The 15,777-nt window shown below is 74.4% G+C and carries 8 protein-coding genes and 1 pseudogene; 7 read left to right on the top strand and 2 right to left on the bottom strand.

Annotated features, from left to right (window positions below; translation table 11 throughout):
- Both GCU69_RS18395 and GCU69_RS18390 read right to left on the bottom strand, forming a co-directional pair.
- Positions 1 to 907, bottom strand: a 907-nt coding sequence (locus GCU69_RS18395; RefSeq protein WP_328630005.1) for a serine/threonine-protein kinase, incomplete at its 3' end; no start/stop codon positions are given.
- A 118-nt stretch (positions 908 to 1,025) separates the two neighbouring features.
- Entirely contained in the window at positions 1,026 to 3,188 is a 2,163-nt protein-coding gene (locus tag GCU69_RS18390; protein WP_156206657.1) for a protein kinase domain-containing protein, read from the bottom strand.
- A 425-nt stretch (positions 3,189 to 3,613) separates the two neighbouring features.
- Between GCU69_RS18390 and GCU69_RS18385 the strand changes: the two genes are divergently transcribed.
- From GCU69_RS18385 to GCU69_RS18355, 7 genes and pseudogenes are all read left to right on the top strand, one after another.
- Entirely contained in the window at positions 3,614 to 4,642 is a 1,029-nt protein-coding gene (locus GCU69_RS18385) for a YncE family protein (RefSeq protein ID WP_156206656.1), read from the top strand.
- Between the two features lie 194 nt (positions 4,643 to 4,836).
- Complete coding sequence (locus GCU69_RS18380; protein WP_156206655.1) at positions 4,837 to 7,317, top strand: PQQ-dependent sugar dehydrogenase; 2,481 nt, start codon at positions 4,837 to 4,839, stop codon at positions 7,315 to 7,317.
- 468 nt (positions 7,318 to 7,785) lie between these two features.
- The gene (locus GCU69_RS18375) at positions 7,786 to 10,236 is read left to right on the top strand and encodes a PQQ-dependent sugar dehydrogenase (protein WP_156206654.1); all 2,451 of its coding nucleotides are present in this window, start codon (positions 7,786 to 7,788) and stop codon (positions 10,234 to 10,236) included.
- Positions 10,237 to 10,458: 222 nt separating this feature from the next.
- On the top strand, positions 10,459 to 11,763 hold the full coding sequence (locus tag GCU69_RS18370; protein ID WP_235978553.1) for a ThuA domain-containing protein: 1,305 nt from the start codon (positions 10,459 to 10,461) through the stop codon (positions 11,761 to 11,763).
- A gap of 457 nt (positions 11,764 to 12,220) precedes the next feature.
- Positions 12,221 to 13,303, top strand: coding sequence for an inositol-3-phosphate synthase (locus GCU69_RS18365; RefSeq protein WP_235978552.1), 1,083 nt, complete (start codon positions 12,221 to 12,223; stop codon positions 13,301 to 13,303).
- Positions 13,300 to 14,274, top strand: a complete 975-nt coding sequence (locus GCU69_RS18360) for an SCO3242 family prenyltransferase (protein ID WP_098754440.1) — start codon at positions 13,300 to 13,302, stop codon at positions 14,272 to 14,274. The genes GCU69_RS18365 and GCU69_RS18360 overlap by 4 nt, the downstream gene beginning before the upstream one ends.
- Positions 14,271 to 15,167, top strand: a pseudogene (locus GCU69_RS18355) (sugar phosphate isomerase/epimerase family protein); the annotation flags it as partial. The gene GCU69_RS18360 and the pseudogene GCU69_RS18355, both read left to right, overlap by 4 nt.
- Positions 15,168 to 15,777: the final 610 nt, after the last annotated feature.

Genomic DNA, 15,777 nt, shown 5'->3' with positions numbered 1-15,777 from the left:
GCGGCGGCGGCTCGGCACGCAGCGCGGTGACGTCCGCGGCGACCGGCGCGGGCAGCCATGTGCCGGCGGTGAACGTGCCCCGGGTCCCGTCGGCCGCCTCCCAACGGCCCAGTTCCTCGACGAGTTCCGCCACCCCGGGCCGCCGGCGCGGGTCCTTGGCCAGACACCGGGCTACGAGGGCGGCGAGTCCGTCCGGCAGACCCGACAGCTCGGGACGCTCGTGGACGACGCGGTAGTTCACGCCGTGCGCGGGCCCGCCGCCGAACGCTCCGGTTCCGGTCGCGGCGTACACCAGCAGCGCGCCCAGCGCGAACACGTCACCGGCCGGTCCCACCTCGTGGCCCACCAGTTGCTCGGGCGGAAGGTAGCCGGGGCTGCCGACCACGGCCCCCGTGGTCGTCAGCTCGGTGTCGTCGGCGGCCACCGAGATGCCGAAGTCGATCACCCGGGGTCCGTCCGGTGCCAGGAGCACGTTCGAGGGCTTCAGGTCACGGTGCACCACGTCGGCCCGGTGGATCGCGTCCAGTGCCTCCGCCAGCCCGGACCCCAGCGCCCGCACGGACCGCTCGTCCCAGACGCCGTGCGCCGCGACCGCCGTGCCCAGCGGAACGCCCGGCACGTAGGCGGTGGCCAGCCACGGCCGGTCCGCGTCCGGGTCCGCGTCGACCACGGGCGCGGTGAACGGGCCGGTCACCCGCTGTGCCGCGGCCACCTCCCGCCCGAACCGCCTGCGGAAGGCCGGGTCCCAGGCCAGCTCCTCGTGCACCACCTTCACCGCGGTCGCCCGGCCGCCCGGCGAACCGGCCAGATACACCCGGCCCATCCCCCCCGAGCCGAGCCTGCCGACGATCCGGTACGAGCCGACCCGCTCGGGATCCCCCGTCTCCAGCGGTACGAATGCCTGCACTCCGCCACTCCTCCCTCGTCCCGGTCTCCCGGGACCGTCTCCCCGGCACCGGCTGCCTCCGGGACCGTCTCCCCGGCGCTGTCTCCCCGGCACCGTCCCGCTCCGCGCGGGGTGCGGGTCAGGTCGCGGCCCGGTAGGCGGTCAGCCGGCCGGCGGACTCCGTCACCACGATCTCGCCGGTGATCCGGAAGCTCGTCCCGTCGCCCCCGCCCGGCGATTCCCGCCACCCGGTCCTTCCGCTGCGGGTGTCGAGTGCGGTCATGCCGCCGTCCGAGTCGGTGACGAGAAGGGTGTCGTCCACCACGTCCAGGGACGTCACCTCGTCGGCCCGCTGTTTCCGCTGCCACCGCCGCGATCCGGTGCCCGCGTCGAAGGCGGAGACGTAGCCGTCGTTCTCGAAGTACACGGTTCCGCCGGCCACTTCCGGCATGCCCGCGCCCCCGCCGAGCCTGCCGTCCCACAGCTCTCCCTCGAACGTGCGGCGCCACACCTCGTCGCCCGAACTCGTGTCGACGGCGTACAGGGCGCCGTCCCGGGTGCCGAAGTAGACCTTGCCGTCCGCCACCGCGAGGCCCGTCGCCGCCTCGCTCGCGGCCTCGTGCGTCCACTTCTGCTCGCGGGTACGGAGATCGACGGCGATCAGCTTCTTCTCGCTGTGCACGAGGAGCACGTCACCGGTGACGGCTATGTCGCCGTTTGCGTTGACGCCGTACCCGTAGTCCCACAGCTCCTCCCCCGTGCGGGTGTCGAGGACGTAGAAGAACGAGGTCATGTGCGCGTAGGCCAGGTCGCCCACGACCACCGGGGAGGCGTGGAAGGAGTCGTCCATGTACCTCCAGCGGTGGTCACCGCTGTTCGCGTCCACCGCGTACAGGTGGTCGTTGCTGCCGTAGTACAGAAGGCCGCCCGAGACGGCGGTGACCCGGATGTCGTTGCCCGGACTCTTCAGGTGGCCCTTGTCCCGGCGGACGTCGGCGACCTTCATCCGGCGGTCCCAGCGCTGCGAGCCGTCGGTGACGTCCAGGGCGGTGATCTCGTGGCGCTCCTCGTGCTGGAGGTAGAGCGTTTCCTCCGAGGCGGTGGCCAGGACCTGGCCGTCGGCCAGGGTGTGCGTCCAGAGCCGCTCCAGGTTGGGCGGCCGGGTGGGCCCGTTGCCGTCCTCCCCGGCGGTCACCCTCCACAGCACGGTGCCGGTCGCGGCGACGGCCAGTGCGGTCGCGGCGGCGAGAACCGTCCGCAGACGGCGGCGCCGGGTGCCGGGCGGTGCGGGAACGGGAACGGGCACGGGAACGGCGGGGGAAGAGGGGGAGGGCGCGGGCAGGGACTGTGGCGTGCCGTCCCCCGGCCGGGGCAGCGGCTCGGTGGGTGTCTCCGCCCGCAGCCGGGCAGCCGAGTCGGCGACTGGTCCGGGCATCCATCCGGCCGTCGTCACATCCTCGTCCGGCGCCGGGACGGGCTGCCGCACCCGCCCGTCGGCGGCGGGTTCCGACTCGCCCAGTTCCTCCAGCAGCCATGCCACCGCGGGCCGCTGAGCCGGGTCCTTCGCGAGGCACCGGGCCACCACGTCCGCGAGTGCGGGCGGCAGGCCCCCCAGGTCGGGGTCCTCGTGGACGACCCGGTAGTTGACGGCGTGGGAGGCACCGCTGCCGAACGGGCCCACGCCCGCGGCCGCGTACGCCAGCACCGCGCCCAGGGCGAACACGTCACCGGCCGGTCCGGAGCTGTCGTGGCGCAGTTGCTCGGGAGGAATGAAACCGGGGGTGCCGATCACCACCCCGGTCTGCGTGAGCGCGGTGTCTCCGGCCGCCGCCGAGATGCCGAAGTCGATCACCCTGGGCCCGTCCGGCGCCAGCAGGACGTTGGACGGCTTCAGGTCCCGGTGCACCAGGTCCGCCGCGTGCACGGCGGCCAGCGCCTCCGCCAGGGCGGCGCCGAGGCCGCGCACCCCCTCTTCCGGCCACACCCCGTGCCGGGCCACCGCGTCCCGGAGCGAGAGCCCGGGTACGTACTCCGTGGCCAGCCAGGCCGGCTCTCCCTCCGGATCGGCGTCGACCACCGCCGCGGTGAAGAAGCCCGTCACCCGCCGTGCCGCCTCGACCTCGCGCACGAAGCGCCGCCGGAACCCCTCGTCCCGCAGCAGCGCGTCCCGCACCACCTTCACCGCCACCGCACGTCCGCCGGGCGAGCGGCCCAGATACACCCGGCCCATGCCGCCCTGGCCCAGCCTGGCCAGCAGCCGGTACCGCCCCACCCGTACCGGATCCCCCGCCGTCAACGGCACCGACGCCAACGTCCCGCCCCTCCTGCCCGCGACACCCCGCCGGCCCGCCACGTCAACGGGCCTCTGTGCACCGGACTCCCGGCACCACCCTCACGGTTCCCACTCCGCGGGCCCGTCACCACCGGTACGCCGCACTCTCCCCGGGGACTTCACGATCTCCGGGCGTCGCGTCCGCACCCGGCGTGCCCCCGGCCGCCCGCTCCCGCGGCCTCCCCGGTCGTGGGACCGGGCCCCGGTCTGCGTCGATCAGGCTGTCGCGAGCCGTGGCCGCACCGTGCCGGCGGCCCGCTGCCCGGTCGTGGCCCGACCGCCTTCGCCGCGGCCCCGCGCCGGGGCGGGTCCCCGGAAACCCGCCGTGGCCACCGCGGCCGGGGGTATTTTCTGCGGCAGGCGATGGCGGCCCGTCATGGAACGGGGTGGGGACCGTGGTGGCACGGCGTACGGTGATCAAGGCGGCAGGCGCCGCGGCGGTGCCGGCGGGCGCGCCCGCCGCGCCCGCCGCGCCCGCCTCCCGGGCGGCGGAGGCCGATGTGCTGGTGGTGGTCGAGAAGGGCAGCCACGCGGTCGGCTTCTACGACGCCGGGACCGGGCAGCGCCTGCGGACGGTCGGCCTGCCCGACCACCCGCACGAGATGGTCGTCGACTCGCGCGGACGGTTCGCCTACGTCGGGCACTACGGAGTACGCATGGCCTCCACCGTCGGCGAGGGCGGCGCCGCCGTCTTCGTCATCGATCTGCACGAGCGGACCCTGGCCCGGACCATCGACACCCGTCCGTTCAACCGCGTTCACGGCATGGGCATCGACGCGCACGACCGGCTGTACGCCCTGAGCGAGGAGAAGGCGGTCCTGCTCGGTTTCGACGACCCCTCCACCGACCGGGCGCCGACCGGGGCGGTGCCCACGCACGGCGTGAAGACCCACCTGTTCTCCCTCAGCCGGGATGGCGAACGGGCCTACGTCACCGGGCTGCTGTCGCACACCGTGAGCCTCGTGCGCCCGCACGACGCCTCCGTGCCGCCCGTCCTGGTGACCCCCGGCCGACTGCCGGAGAGCAGCTGCCTGAGCCGGGACGAGAAGACGCTGTTCGTCGGAGCCCGCAGGAGTTCCTCGCTGGTCGCCGTGGACGCCCGCACCATGAAGGTACGGCGGAGCCGGAAGACGGGCGGGGACCCGCTGCGGGTCTACCCGCTCGACGACGAGCGGCTGCTGGTGACGGATATCGTCGGCAAGACCCTCACCGCGTGGAGCACCGACCTGCGGCGGCTCCGCTCCCTCCAGCTCGGCGGGATTCCGGCCGCGGTGTCCTTCCATCCCGGCAAACCCCTGGCCTACGTGTCCCTGCTGGACGTCCAACGGATCGCCGTGGTCGACCTGGACCGGTTCTCCGTCATCGGCGGCTTCGCCACCCAGGTGGAGCCGGACACCTCGGTGCTGCTCCCCGCGGTGTCCTGAGGCCCGGCGGAGGCGGACGGGGCGCTGTTCCGGCCCGTGCCGCGAGGCCGGCGGTCTCCCGGCGCCGTGAGGCCCGTTCCGGAGGGCCGGCCCCCATTTGCTGCGCGGGCAGGTCCGACGCCCCCTGACTGCCCGTACGGTCCTGGAACCGCGCATCCGGCGCGTTTGGCACTCCGGCAGCCTTCCGGGAGGCAATGGTGCACAGGACCGTGAAACGGACCAGACCCCGCCCCTTGTCCGTGACGGCGGTGGCCGTCCTGCTCGCTGCGGCGAGCCTCACGCTGACCGCGCCGCCGTCCGGCGCGGCACCGAAGGCTTCGGCGGAAGCGGCCCCGGCAGCCGCCGCCGAGGAGTTCCAGCAGGTCACCCTCGCCAAGGGCGCGGCCGAGACCGGGGAGCCGATGACGCTCGCCGTGCTGCCCGACCGGTCCGTGCTGCACACCTCGCGCGACGGCACGCTGCGGATCACCGACCCGGCCGGGAACACCGAGGTGTCGGGCCGGATCCCGGTCTACTCGCACGACGAGGAGGGCCTCCAGGGCGTGGGCGTCGACCCGGACTTCGCCGAGAACCGGGCCGTCTACCTCTACTACGCGCCGCCGCTCAGCACCCCCTCGGGCAGCGCCCCCGCCACCGGCTCCGCCGCCGACTTCGCCCGCTGGGAAGGCGTCAACCGGCTCTCCCGCTTCACCCTGCGCGCCGACGGCACCCTCGACCGCGCCAGCGAACGCACGGTCCTCGACGTCCCCGCCTCGCGCGGCACCTGCTGCCACGTCGGCGGCGACATCGACTTCGACGCCGCCGGGAACCTCTACCTCTCCACCGGCGACGACTCCAACCCCAACGCCTCCGGCGGCTACACCCCGATCGACGAGCGGGAGAACCGGAACCCCGCCTACGACGCCCAGCGCTCGGCCGGCAACACCAACGACCTGCGCGGCAAGATCCTCCGTATCAAGGTCGCCGCCGACGGTTCGTACACGATCCCGGACGGGAACCTCTTCGCGCCGGGGACCGCGAGGACCCGCCCCGAGATCTACGCGATGGGCTTCCGCAACCCGTTCCGGATGAGCGTCGACAAGGCGACAGGGGTCGTGTACGTCGGCGACTACGGGCCCGACGCGGGCGTCAGCGACCCGGAGCGCGGCCCGGCGGGCTCGGTCGAGTTCGCCCGCGTCACCGGCCCCGGCAACTACGGCTGGCCCTACTGCGCCGGGCGCAACCAGCCCTACACGGACTACGACTTCGCCACCGGTGACTCCGGCGCGCCCTTCGACTGCGCGGCCCCGGTGAACGACTCGCCGCGCAACACCGGCCTGACCCGGCTGCCGCCCGCGCAGCCCGCCTGGATCCCGTACAACGGCGGCTCGGTGCCGGAGTTCGGGTCCGGCTCCGAGTCGCCGATGGCCGGACCGGTCTACCGGTACGCGGACGCCGACCCGGGCTCCGCGGTGAAGTTCCCGCAAGCCTTCGACGGGGACTTCTTCGCCGCCGAGTTCGGCCGCCGCTGGATCAGGCGGATCGAGCACACCGCGGGCGGCACCGTGCAGTCGATCAACACTTTCCCGTGGTCCGGCACCCAGATCATGGACCTGGCGTTCGGACCGGACGGCGCGCTGTACGTCCTGGACTACGGCACGGGCTGGTTCGGCGGCGACGAGAACTCCGCCCTCTACCGCATCGAGCACGTCACCGGGAACCACGCGCCGGTCGCCCGCGCGTCCGCCGACCGCACCGCCGGCGGGGCACCGCTCACGGTGGCGTTCTCCGCGGCGGGCAGCACCGACGCCGACGGCGACGCGCTCACCCACCGCTGGGACTTCGGCGACGGCACCGGATCCACGGCGGCGGCGCCCACGCACACGTACGAGGAGTCCGGCGCCTACACCGCGACGCTGACCGTGCGTGACCCCGGCGGTCTCACCGGTTCGGCGAGCGTCCACATCAGCGTCGGCAACACCGCGCCGACGGTGACCCTGGAACTCCCGGCGGACGGACAGCCCTTCTCCTTCGGGGACGCCGTGCCGTACCGGGTGCGGGTCACCGACGCCGAGGACGCGGTGATCGACTGCTCCAGGGTCGAGGTCACCTACGCCCTCGGTCACGACGCCCACGGCCACGCGGGGCCGACGGTCACCGGCTGCTCGGGGACCGTGGACACGCCCGCGGACGGGGAGCACGACGTCGACGCCAACATCTTCGGGCTCGTCCATGCCCGTTACACCGACAGCGGCGGCGCGGGCGGGACCCCGCTCACCGGCGAGGACGAGCACGTGCTGCAACCGAAGCACCGGCAGGCCGAGCACCACAGCGGCTCACGCGGCGTCCAGATCATCGACAGCACGTCGGCGCACGGCGGCAGACGCGTCGGCGACGTCCACCACAACGACTGGATCTCCTTCCACCCCTACGCGCTGAGCGACGCCTCCTCGCTGACCGCCCGTGTCTCCTCCGGCCGGTCCGGCGGCACCCTCGAAATGCGCTCCGGCTCGTCCACCGGCACCCTGCTGGGCCGGGCCACCGTGCCCGGTACCGGCGGCTGGTCGGCGTACCGGGACGTCACCGCGGCCCTGAGCGGCGCCCCGGCCGGTACGACGACGCTGTACCTGGTCTTCAAGGGCGGCTCGGGCGCCCTCTTCGACCTGGACGACTTCACGGTCACGACGGGAGGCTGACGCGGGCCGGTGCCCGACCGCACCCGCGGCCGGGCACCGGTACCCGACCGCGGCGCCGCGCCCGATCACGCTGCCGCTACCGACTGCGTCCCCGCACCCGCGTGTCCCCGCGCACGGCCGCTCGCCCCGGCCGGGCGCTTCCGCTGTGCGCGCCCCGGGCCGGGCGAACGCGCCCCGCGCTTCAGGCGATATGCGGACGGCGGGCGCGTCGGGCTGCCCCGCGCCCTGCCCGCGCCCCGCCTTTGTCCAGTGTCTGGAAAAAGCTGTACGCGATGTGTGTCAAAGGGGTTTCCGAAACAGACGAACAAAGCTACGGTCCTTGAGGTGTACCGGTCAGCCTGATGTTCCCGGGCTGTTACGGCCGGTTCCACTTCCACTTCCGTCCCCCCCTTCACCTCGGCCCCCCACGACCGACCCGGCGCGACGGCGCGCGCCTGTCACACACCGTCATCCCTCCGGAGGACATCCGTGCACAGGAAACGGCTCAGGTTCCGCAAACATCTCGCGCTCGCGACGAGTTCACTCCTCGCCGGCGCCATGCTCGCCATCGCCCCACAGGCCGGCGCCCACCCCGGCCACGACGACGCCCCCGCCGCCGAAGACTTCCAGCAGGTCACCCTCGCCAAGGGCGCGGAGGAGACCGGCGAACCCATGTCGCTCGCCGTGCTGCCCGACCGGTCCGTGCTGCACACCTCGCGCGACGGCACGCTGCGCATCACCGACGCGGGCGGCACCACCCGGGTCGCCGGCACCCTCGACGTGTACTCGCACGACGAGGAGGGCCTCCAGGGCGTGGGCGTCGACCCCGGCTTCGCCGAGAACCGGGCCATCTACCTCTACTACGCGCCTCCGCTCGACACCCCCGAGGGCGACGCCCCGGACGAGGGCACCGCCGAGGACTTCGCGCCGTTCGACGGCGTGAACCGGCTCTCCCGCTTCGTCCTCAACGAGGACGGCACGCTGGACACCGAGAGCGAGAAGAAGGTTCTCGACGTGCCCGCCACCCGCGGCACCTGCTGCCATGTCGGCGGTGACATCGACTTCGACGCCGAGGGGAACCTCTACCTCTCCACCGGCGACGACTCCAATCCGTTCGCCTCGGACGGCTACACCCCGATCGACGAACGGGAGAACCGGAACCCCGCCTACGACGCCCAGCGCTCGGCCGGCAACACCAACGACCTGCGCGGCAAGATCCTCCGCGTCAAGGTCGCCGAGGACGGGTCGTACACGATCCCCGAGGGCAACCTCTTCGCGCCCGGCACCGAGAAGACCCGTCCCGAGATCTACGCCATGGGCTTCCGCAACCCGTTCCGGATGACGGTCGACAAGCCCACCGGCACCGTCTACGTCGGCGACTACGGCCCCGACGCCGGGGCCGCCGACCCGGCCCGCGGCCCCGCCGGCAAGGTCGAGTTCGCCCGCGTCACGGAGCCCGGCAACTTCGGCTGGCCGTTCTGCGTGGGCGACAACGAGCCGTATGTCGACTACGACTTCGCCACCGGCGAGTCCGGCGAGTCCTTCGACTGCGCGGCCCCGAAGAACACCTCGCGGCACAACACCGGCCTCACCGACCTGCCGCCCGCCCAGAAGGCGTGGATCCCGTACGACGGCGCCTCCGTGCCCGAGTTCGGCAACGGCTCCGAGTCCCCGGTGGGCGGCCCCGTCTACCACTACGACGCGGACCTCGACTCGCTGGTGAAGTTCCCCGAGGCCTACGACGGCGACTTCTTCGCCGGCGAATTCGGCCGCCAGTGGATCAAGCGCATCGAGCAGGACGCCGACGGCACGGTGCAGTCCATCAACGACTTCCCGTGGTCCGGCACCCAGGTGATGGACATGGCCTTCGGCCCGGACGGCGCGCTGTACGTCCTCGACTACGGGCTGAGCTGGTTCGGCGGCGACGAGAACTCCGCCCTCTACCGCATCGAGAACGCCACCGACGGGCACTCGCCGGTCGCCGAGGCCTCCGCCGACGTCACCTCCGGGCAGGGACCGCTGAAGGTGCAGTTCTCCGCCGAGGCCACCGACGCCGACGGGGACGACATCAGCTACCGCTGGGACTTCGGTGACGGCGGCACCGCCGAGTCCGCCGACCCCAGTCACACGTACAGGGAGAACGGCACCTACACCGCCACCGTCACCGCCGAGGACCCCTCGGGCCGCAGCGGCAGCGCGAGCGTCTACGTCACCGTCGGCAACACCGCGCCGACCGTGACCCTGGAACTGCCGGCCGACGGACAGCTGTTCACCTTCGGTGACGAGGTGCCGTTCGAGGTCAAGGTGACCGACCCGGAGGACGAGGAGATCGACTGCTCCAAGGTCGAGATCCACCATGTCCTGGGCCACGACAGCCACGGCCACCCGATCACCTCGGCCACCGGCTGCTCCGGCACCCTGAAGACCTCCGCCGACGCCGAGCACGACCCCAACGCCAACATCTTCGGGGTCTTCAACGCCTCGTACACCGACAACGGGGCCAACGGCCAGCGGGCGCTGACCGGCGAGGACGAGTCCGTCGCCCAGACCAAGCACCGGCAGGCGGAGCACTTCGGCGACAGCCAGGGCGTCGAGGCCACCGACCGCGAGGCGGCGCACGGCGGCAGGACCGCCGGCGACATCCAGAACGGCGAGTGGATCTCCTTCGACCCCTATCTGCTGGACACCGTGACCTCGGTTTCCGCCCGGGTCGCCGCCGAAGGCGCCGGCGGTACGCTGGAAATCCGGGCGGGCTCCGAGACGGGCAAGCTCCTCGGCACCGCGGAGGTGCCGTCGACCGGCGGCTGGGAGACGTACACCGACGTCACCGCCGACCTGAAGAAGGGCCCCAAGGAGACGACCGAGCTGTATCTCGTCTTCAAGGGATCCGGTGACGGTCCGCTCTTCGAGGTCGACGACTTCACCTTCACCACCGGCTGACGGCCACCGGCCGGACCGAGAACAGCACGGCTGATCCGAACACCGCACGGACCCGGGAGGGCGGCCCCCGCCGCCCTCCCGGACCGGAGGAAGGAGCACCGTCCCATGCAGGCCTCCGCACCGCCCCCCGCCCCCGGAGATCCCGCGCGCCGGCACACCCCCCGGCCCGCCCCCGGACGCCTCGGCCTGGCCGTCGCCGCGGCCGCCCTGCTGCTCGGCAGCATGGCCGTGCCCGGCAGCGCCGCCCCGCGCACCGCCGCCCCGGACACCACGGCGAAGCAGGCCGACGGCCGGGTCCTGGTCTTCTCCAGGACCGCCGGCTTCCGCCACGACTCGATCCCCGAGGGGATCGCCGCCATCGAGGACCTCGGCGCGAAGAACGGCTTCACCGTCGACGCCACCGAGGACCCCACCGCCTTCCGGCAGGGCAACCTCAACCAGTACGACGCCGTCGTCTTCCTCTCCACCACCGGAGACGTCCTCGACACCAACCAGCAGCGCGCCTTCGAGCACTACATCTCCCAGGGCGGCGGCTACGTCGGCGTGCACGCCGCGGCCGACACCGAGTACGACTGGCCCTTCTACGGCGGCCTCGCCGGCGCGTACTTCGAGTCGCACCCGCAGATCCAGCCCGCCGCGATCGGCGTCGAGGACCGGGCCCACCCCGCCACCGCGCACCTCGGCCCCGTCTGGGAACGCACCGACGAGTGGTACAACTACCGCACCAACCCCCGGGAACACGCGCACGTCCTCGCCACCCTCGACGAGACCTCGTACACCGGCGGCTCCATGGGCGAGGACCACCCCATCTCCTGGTGCCAGGAGTACGAGGGCGGCCGCGCCTTCTACACCGGCCTCGGCCACACCAAGGAGTCCTACGCCGAGCCCGAGTTCCTGGGCCACCTGCTCGGCGGCATCCGCTACGCCACCGGCGCCGCCCGGGCCGACTGCCGCCCCGAGACGGGCTACGAGCCGCTGTTCGACGGCACCGGCACCGACGGCTGGAAGCAGGCGGGCCCCGGCCAGTTCACCCTGGAGGACGGCACCCTGACGTCCACCGGCGGCATGGGGCTCCTCTGGTACGAGGGGCGGGAGTTCGGCTCGTACTCCCTGAAGCTCGACTGGCGGATGGCCGGTGACGACAACTCCGGCGTCTTCGTGGGCTTCCCCGCCTCCGACGACCCCTGGTCCGCCGTCGACAGCGGCTACGAGGTCCAGATCGACGCCACCGACGCCGAGGACCGCACCACCGGGTCCGTCTACACCTTCCAGGCCGCCGACATCGAGGCCCGGGACGCGGCGCTCAACCCGCCGGGGGAGTGGAACACCTACGAGATCCGTGTCGAGGGCGAGCGGCTGCGCGTCTTCCTGAACGGCGTGCTGGTCAACGACTTCCGGAACGAGGACCCCGAGCGCAGCCTGCAGGGGCACATCGGGCTGCAGAACCACGGCGACGAGGACGAGGTGTCCTTCCGGAACATCCGGGTCAAGGAACTGCCCGCACCGCCGGACGAGGGCGGCAACTGAGTCCGCCCGGCCCGGACCGGGCCGCTCCGGCGGTTTCCGAGGGGGACCGCCGGAAGGCCCGGGCGGCGGGACGGAGACCGCCGGACTCCGTCCCGCCGCCGCTCACGGGGGCCGGCGGCCCGGGCCCGGCACGCCTGCGGACCGACCCGTTCCGGAGAAGGGGGTGTGCCGGACCCGGACCCACGGCACACTTCCGCCCCAGGGGGCACCGCAGGCGCACGAACCTCAGCACCATCCGCACCACGGCACCAACTCGGTTCCGCACCAGGGAGGCTCTGTGACGACGACACCCGACCCCGACCGCACCGACCCGGGCCCCGCCACGGGGCCACGGCCGGACGCCGCCGGACCGGCCGCGCCGCACGGGAGCCGCACCGGATCCGCCGGAAACCCGTCCCCGGCCGGGCCGGACCCCGCCACGGCGGCCGGGCAGCCGGCCCGGACCGGGGTCTGGTTCATCGGCGCCCGCGGCTCCGTCGCGACCACCGCCGTCACCGGCGGCGCGGCACTCGCCGCCGGAATGCACCCGCCGACCGGCATGGTCACCGAGATGCCGCCGTTCGCCGACTGCGGCCTGCCGCCGCTGGACGGCCTCGTCTTCGGCGGCCACGACACCAACACCTGCCCGCTCCCCAAACGGGCCGAAGCACTCGCCGCCGGCGGTGTCCTGCCGCACGGCCTGCCCGCCGCCCTGCGCGCCGAACTGGCCGCCGCCGACGCCGCGATACGCCCCGGCGGACCGCAGCGCGGCGACACCCGCACCGACGAGGAACTCATCACCGCCTTCGCGGCCGACATGACCGCCTTCACCCGCGAGCACGGGCTCGCCCGCACCGTCGTCGTCAACGTCGCCTCGACCGAACCCGCCCCGGCCCCCGGCGCCGACCGGCTGCCCCCCAGCTCCCTCTACGCCGCCGCCGCGCTGCGGGCCGGCTGCCCGTACGTCAACTTCACCCCGTCCACCGGCCTCCACCACCCCCGGCTCGCCCGCGCCGCCGCAGCGTCCGGGCTGCCGTGGGCCGGCCGCGACGGCAAGACCGGGCAGACCCTGCTGCGTTCCGTCCTCGCGCCGATGTTCCTCCAGCGCGCCCTGGAGGTGCGGGCCTGGTCGGGCAGCAACGTGCTGGGCGGCGGCGACGGAGCCGCGCTCGCCGAGCCGGCCGCCGCGGCGGCCAAGAACGCCGGCAAGGCCCGCGCCCTCACCGACACCCTCGGCAGCGCGCCGGAGGGCGAGACGCACATCGACGACGTCCCCGCGATGGGTGACTGGAAGACCGCCTGGGACCACGTCGCCTTCGACGGCTTCCTCGGCACCCGGATGTTCCTCCAGACCATCTGGCAGGGCTGCGACTCGGCCCTGGCCGCCCCGCTGGTCCTCGACCTGGCCCGGCTGACCGCGGCCGCCCACGCCGCGGGCACGACGGGACCCGTCCCCGGCCTCGGCTTCTACTTCAAGGACCCGGACGAGGGACCGCCCGGCCTCACCGAACAGTGGCACGCCCTCCTCGCCCTCGCGGAGCGGCTGCGGGGTGACGCATGACCGATCCGCACCACCCCGGCAAGAAAGCCGCCTGGGCGGAACTCCTGCGGCTTTCCGCGCTGTTCAGCGTGCCCGGCGACGCCTTCGCGGGCGCCGCCGCGGCCGGACGCGCGCCCAACCGGGGCACGGTCCTCGCCGCGTGCGCCTCGCTCTGCCTGTACGAGGCGGGCATGACGCTCAACGACTGGGCCGACCGGGACGTCGACGCCGTGGAACGCCCGCACCGGCCGCTGCCGTCCGGCCGTATCGCCCCGGGCGCCGCGTTCGGGGCCGCGGCCGGGCTCACGGCGGCCGGGCTGGGCCTCGCCGCGGTGGCGGGCCGCCCGGCGCTGGCCACCGCGACGGCCCTGGCGGGCGCCGTGTGGGCGTACGACCTGCGCCTGAAGAACACGAAGGCGGGTCCGGCGGCGATGGCGGCGGCCCGCGCCCTGGACCTCCTCATGGGCGCCGCGGCGACGGCGGGCCGGTCCGCGCGCACCGGGGGAGCCGGCCCGGACGCCGTGCCGAGGGCGTTTCCGGCCGCCGCGCTGCTCGGCGCGCACACCTACGCCGTCACCCTCGTCTCCCGCCGCGAGACGGAGGGCGGCTCCAGCACGCTGCCGCTCGCCGCGCTCGGCGTCCTCGGCGGCATCGCGCGGGCGGCCGGCCGGAACCCCCGAGCGGCCGCGGCCGCTCCGGGCGGACGGGCGGCACCGGAACCCGTCCCCCCGGTACTGCCAGCCGGCCGCCGCCTCACCGCCCCGGCGTTCTTCGCCGCCGGGTACGCGGCGACCGCCGCGCGCCCGTACGCGCACGCCGCGCTCAACCCGTCCCCGTACCTCTACCAGCGGGCCGTCGGCGGCGGCATCCGCGCGATGATCCCGCTCCAGGCGGCGCTCGCGGCACGGTCCGGGCGGACCGGCACCGCGGCCGCGCTGCTCGCACTGCTGCCGGTGGCGCGGCGGCTGGCCCGGAAGGTGAGCCCCACATGACCCCACCGGCGACATCGCCGACACCGCCGGCCGCCGCGCCGCCCGGCGGCCCGGGACTGCGCCTCGGCTACGGCACCAACGGCCTCACCGATCTGCGGCTCGACGACGCCCTCGCGCTGCTGGCCGACCTCGGCTACGACGGGGTCGGGCTGACGCTCGACCACATGCACCTCGACCCGCTCGCCCCGGACCTCGCCGCACGGACCCGGAAAACCGCCGCCCGGCTCTCCGCGCTCGGGCTGTCGGTGGCCGTGGAGACCGGCGCCCGCTACGTCCTCGATCCCCGGCGCAAGCACCACCCCACGCTGCTGGAGGACGATCCGGACGCCCGCGGGGCCAGGATCGCGCTGCTGCTGAAGGCCGTCCGCGTCGCCGCGGACCTCGGCGCGCACGCCGTGCACTGCTTCAGCGGCATCACCCCGCCGGGCGTGCCCGCGGACACGGCCTGGCTGCGGCTCGCGGAGTCCATGGCGCCCGTGGTGTCCGCGGCGGACGCGGCGGGCGTGCCGCTGGCGATCGAGCCGGAACCGGGGCACCTGCTCGCCACCATCGCCGACTTCCACCGGCTGCGCACGGCGCTCGGAGCCCCCGACGCGCTCGGCCTGACCCTGGACCTCGGGCACTGCCAGTGCCTGGAACCGGAACCGCCCGCGGACTGCGTGCGGGCGACGGCGCCCTGGGTGCGGCACGTGCAGATCGAGGACATGCGCCGCGGTGTGCACGAGCATCTGCCCTTCGGGGAGGGCGAGATGGACTTCCCGCCGGTGCTCGCGGCCCTGCGGGAGACGGGCTACCGGGGCCTCGTCGGCGTCGAGCTGCCCCGCGACTCCCACCGCGGCCCGGAGCTGGCCCGTGCCTCGTACGCCTTCCTCCGCCGGGCCGAGGAGGAAGCCGCAGCGGAAGCCGAGGCGGAAGCCGCAGCGAAAGCCCGGGTGCGGGCGGGGGCGGCCCCGACGGGATCCGGGGATCCGGGGGCCGCCGCTCCGGGACGCGCCTCCGGGGCTGGCTCCGGTCTCGGCTCCGGGACTGCCTCCGGTCTCGGCTCCGGGGCCGCCGGACGCGCTTCCGGGACTGCCTCCGCGACTGACGCCGGGGGTGCCTCTGGGGCCGGGCGCGCCCCCGGGGCCGCCCGGGGGACTGCGCCGGGAGCGGCCCCGGGGGCCGGACCCGCGTCCGACGCCGCGGGACCGTCGGGGGCGGTGTCGGGGGCGGTGACCGGCGGGCCCGGACGTGCGGCACCGTCCGGGGCGGTGACCGAAGCCTCCTCCGGAATCCCGTCCGGAGCATCGTCCGGAACCCCGCCCGGAAACCCCTCCGGAACCCCCACCGCAGCGACCCACGACGGGAGGTAGCCATGTTGACCGGCAGTGAGGAAACCGCCGAGCTGTACACGGCCCTCCGGGCGGTGCTCGGGGACGAGGCGCGGAAATGGCTGGACGACGGCCTCACCGCCGCGGCGGACGTCGCCGAGGACGAGGTCCCCGGCAGGACGGAGCAGCAGCC

Source organism: Streptomyces lycii (genome assembly GCF_009735685.1).
Taxonomy (GTDB): domain Bacteria; phylum Actinomycetota; class Actinomycetes; order Streptomycetales; family Streptomycetaceae; genus Streptomyces; species Streptomyces lycii.
This window is presented reverse-complemented; position numbering and strand designations above follow the sequence as displayed.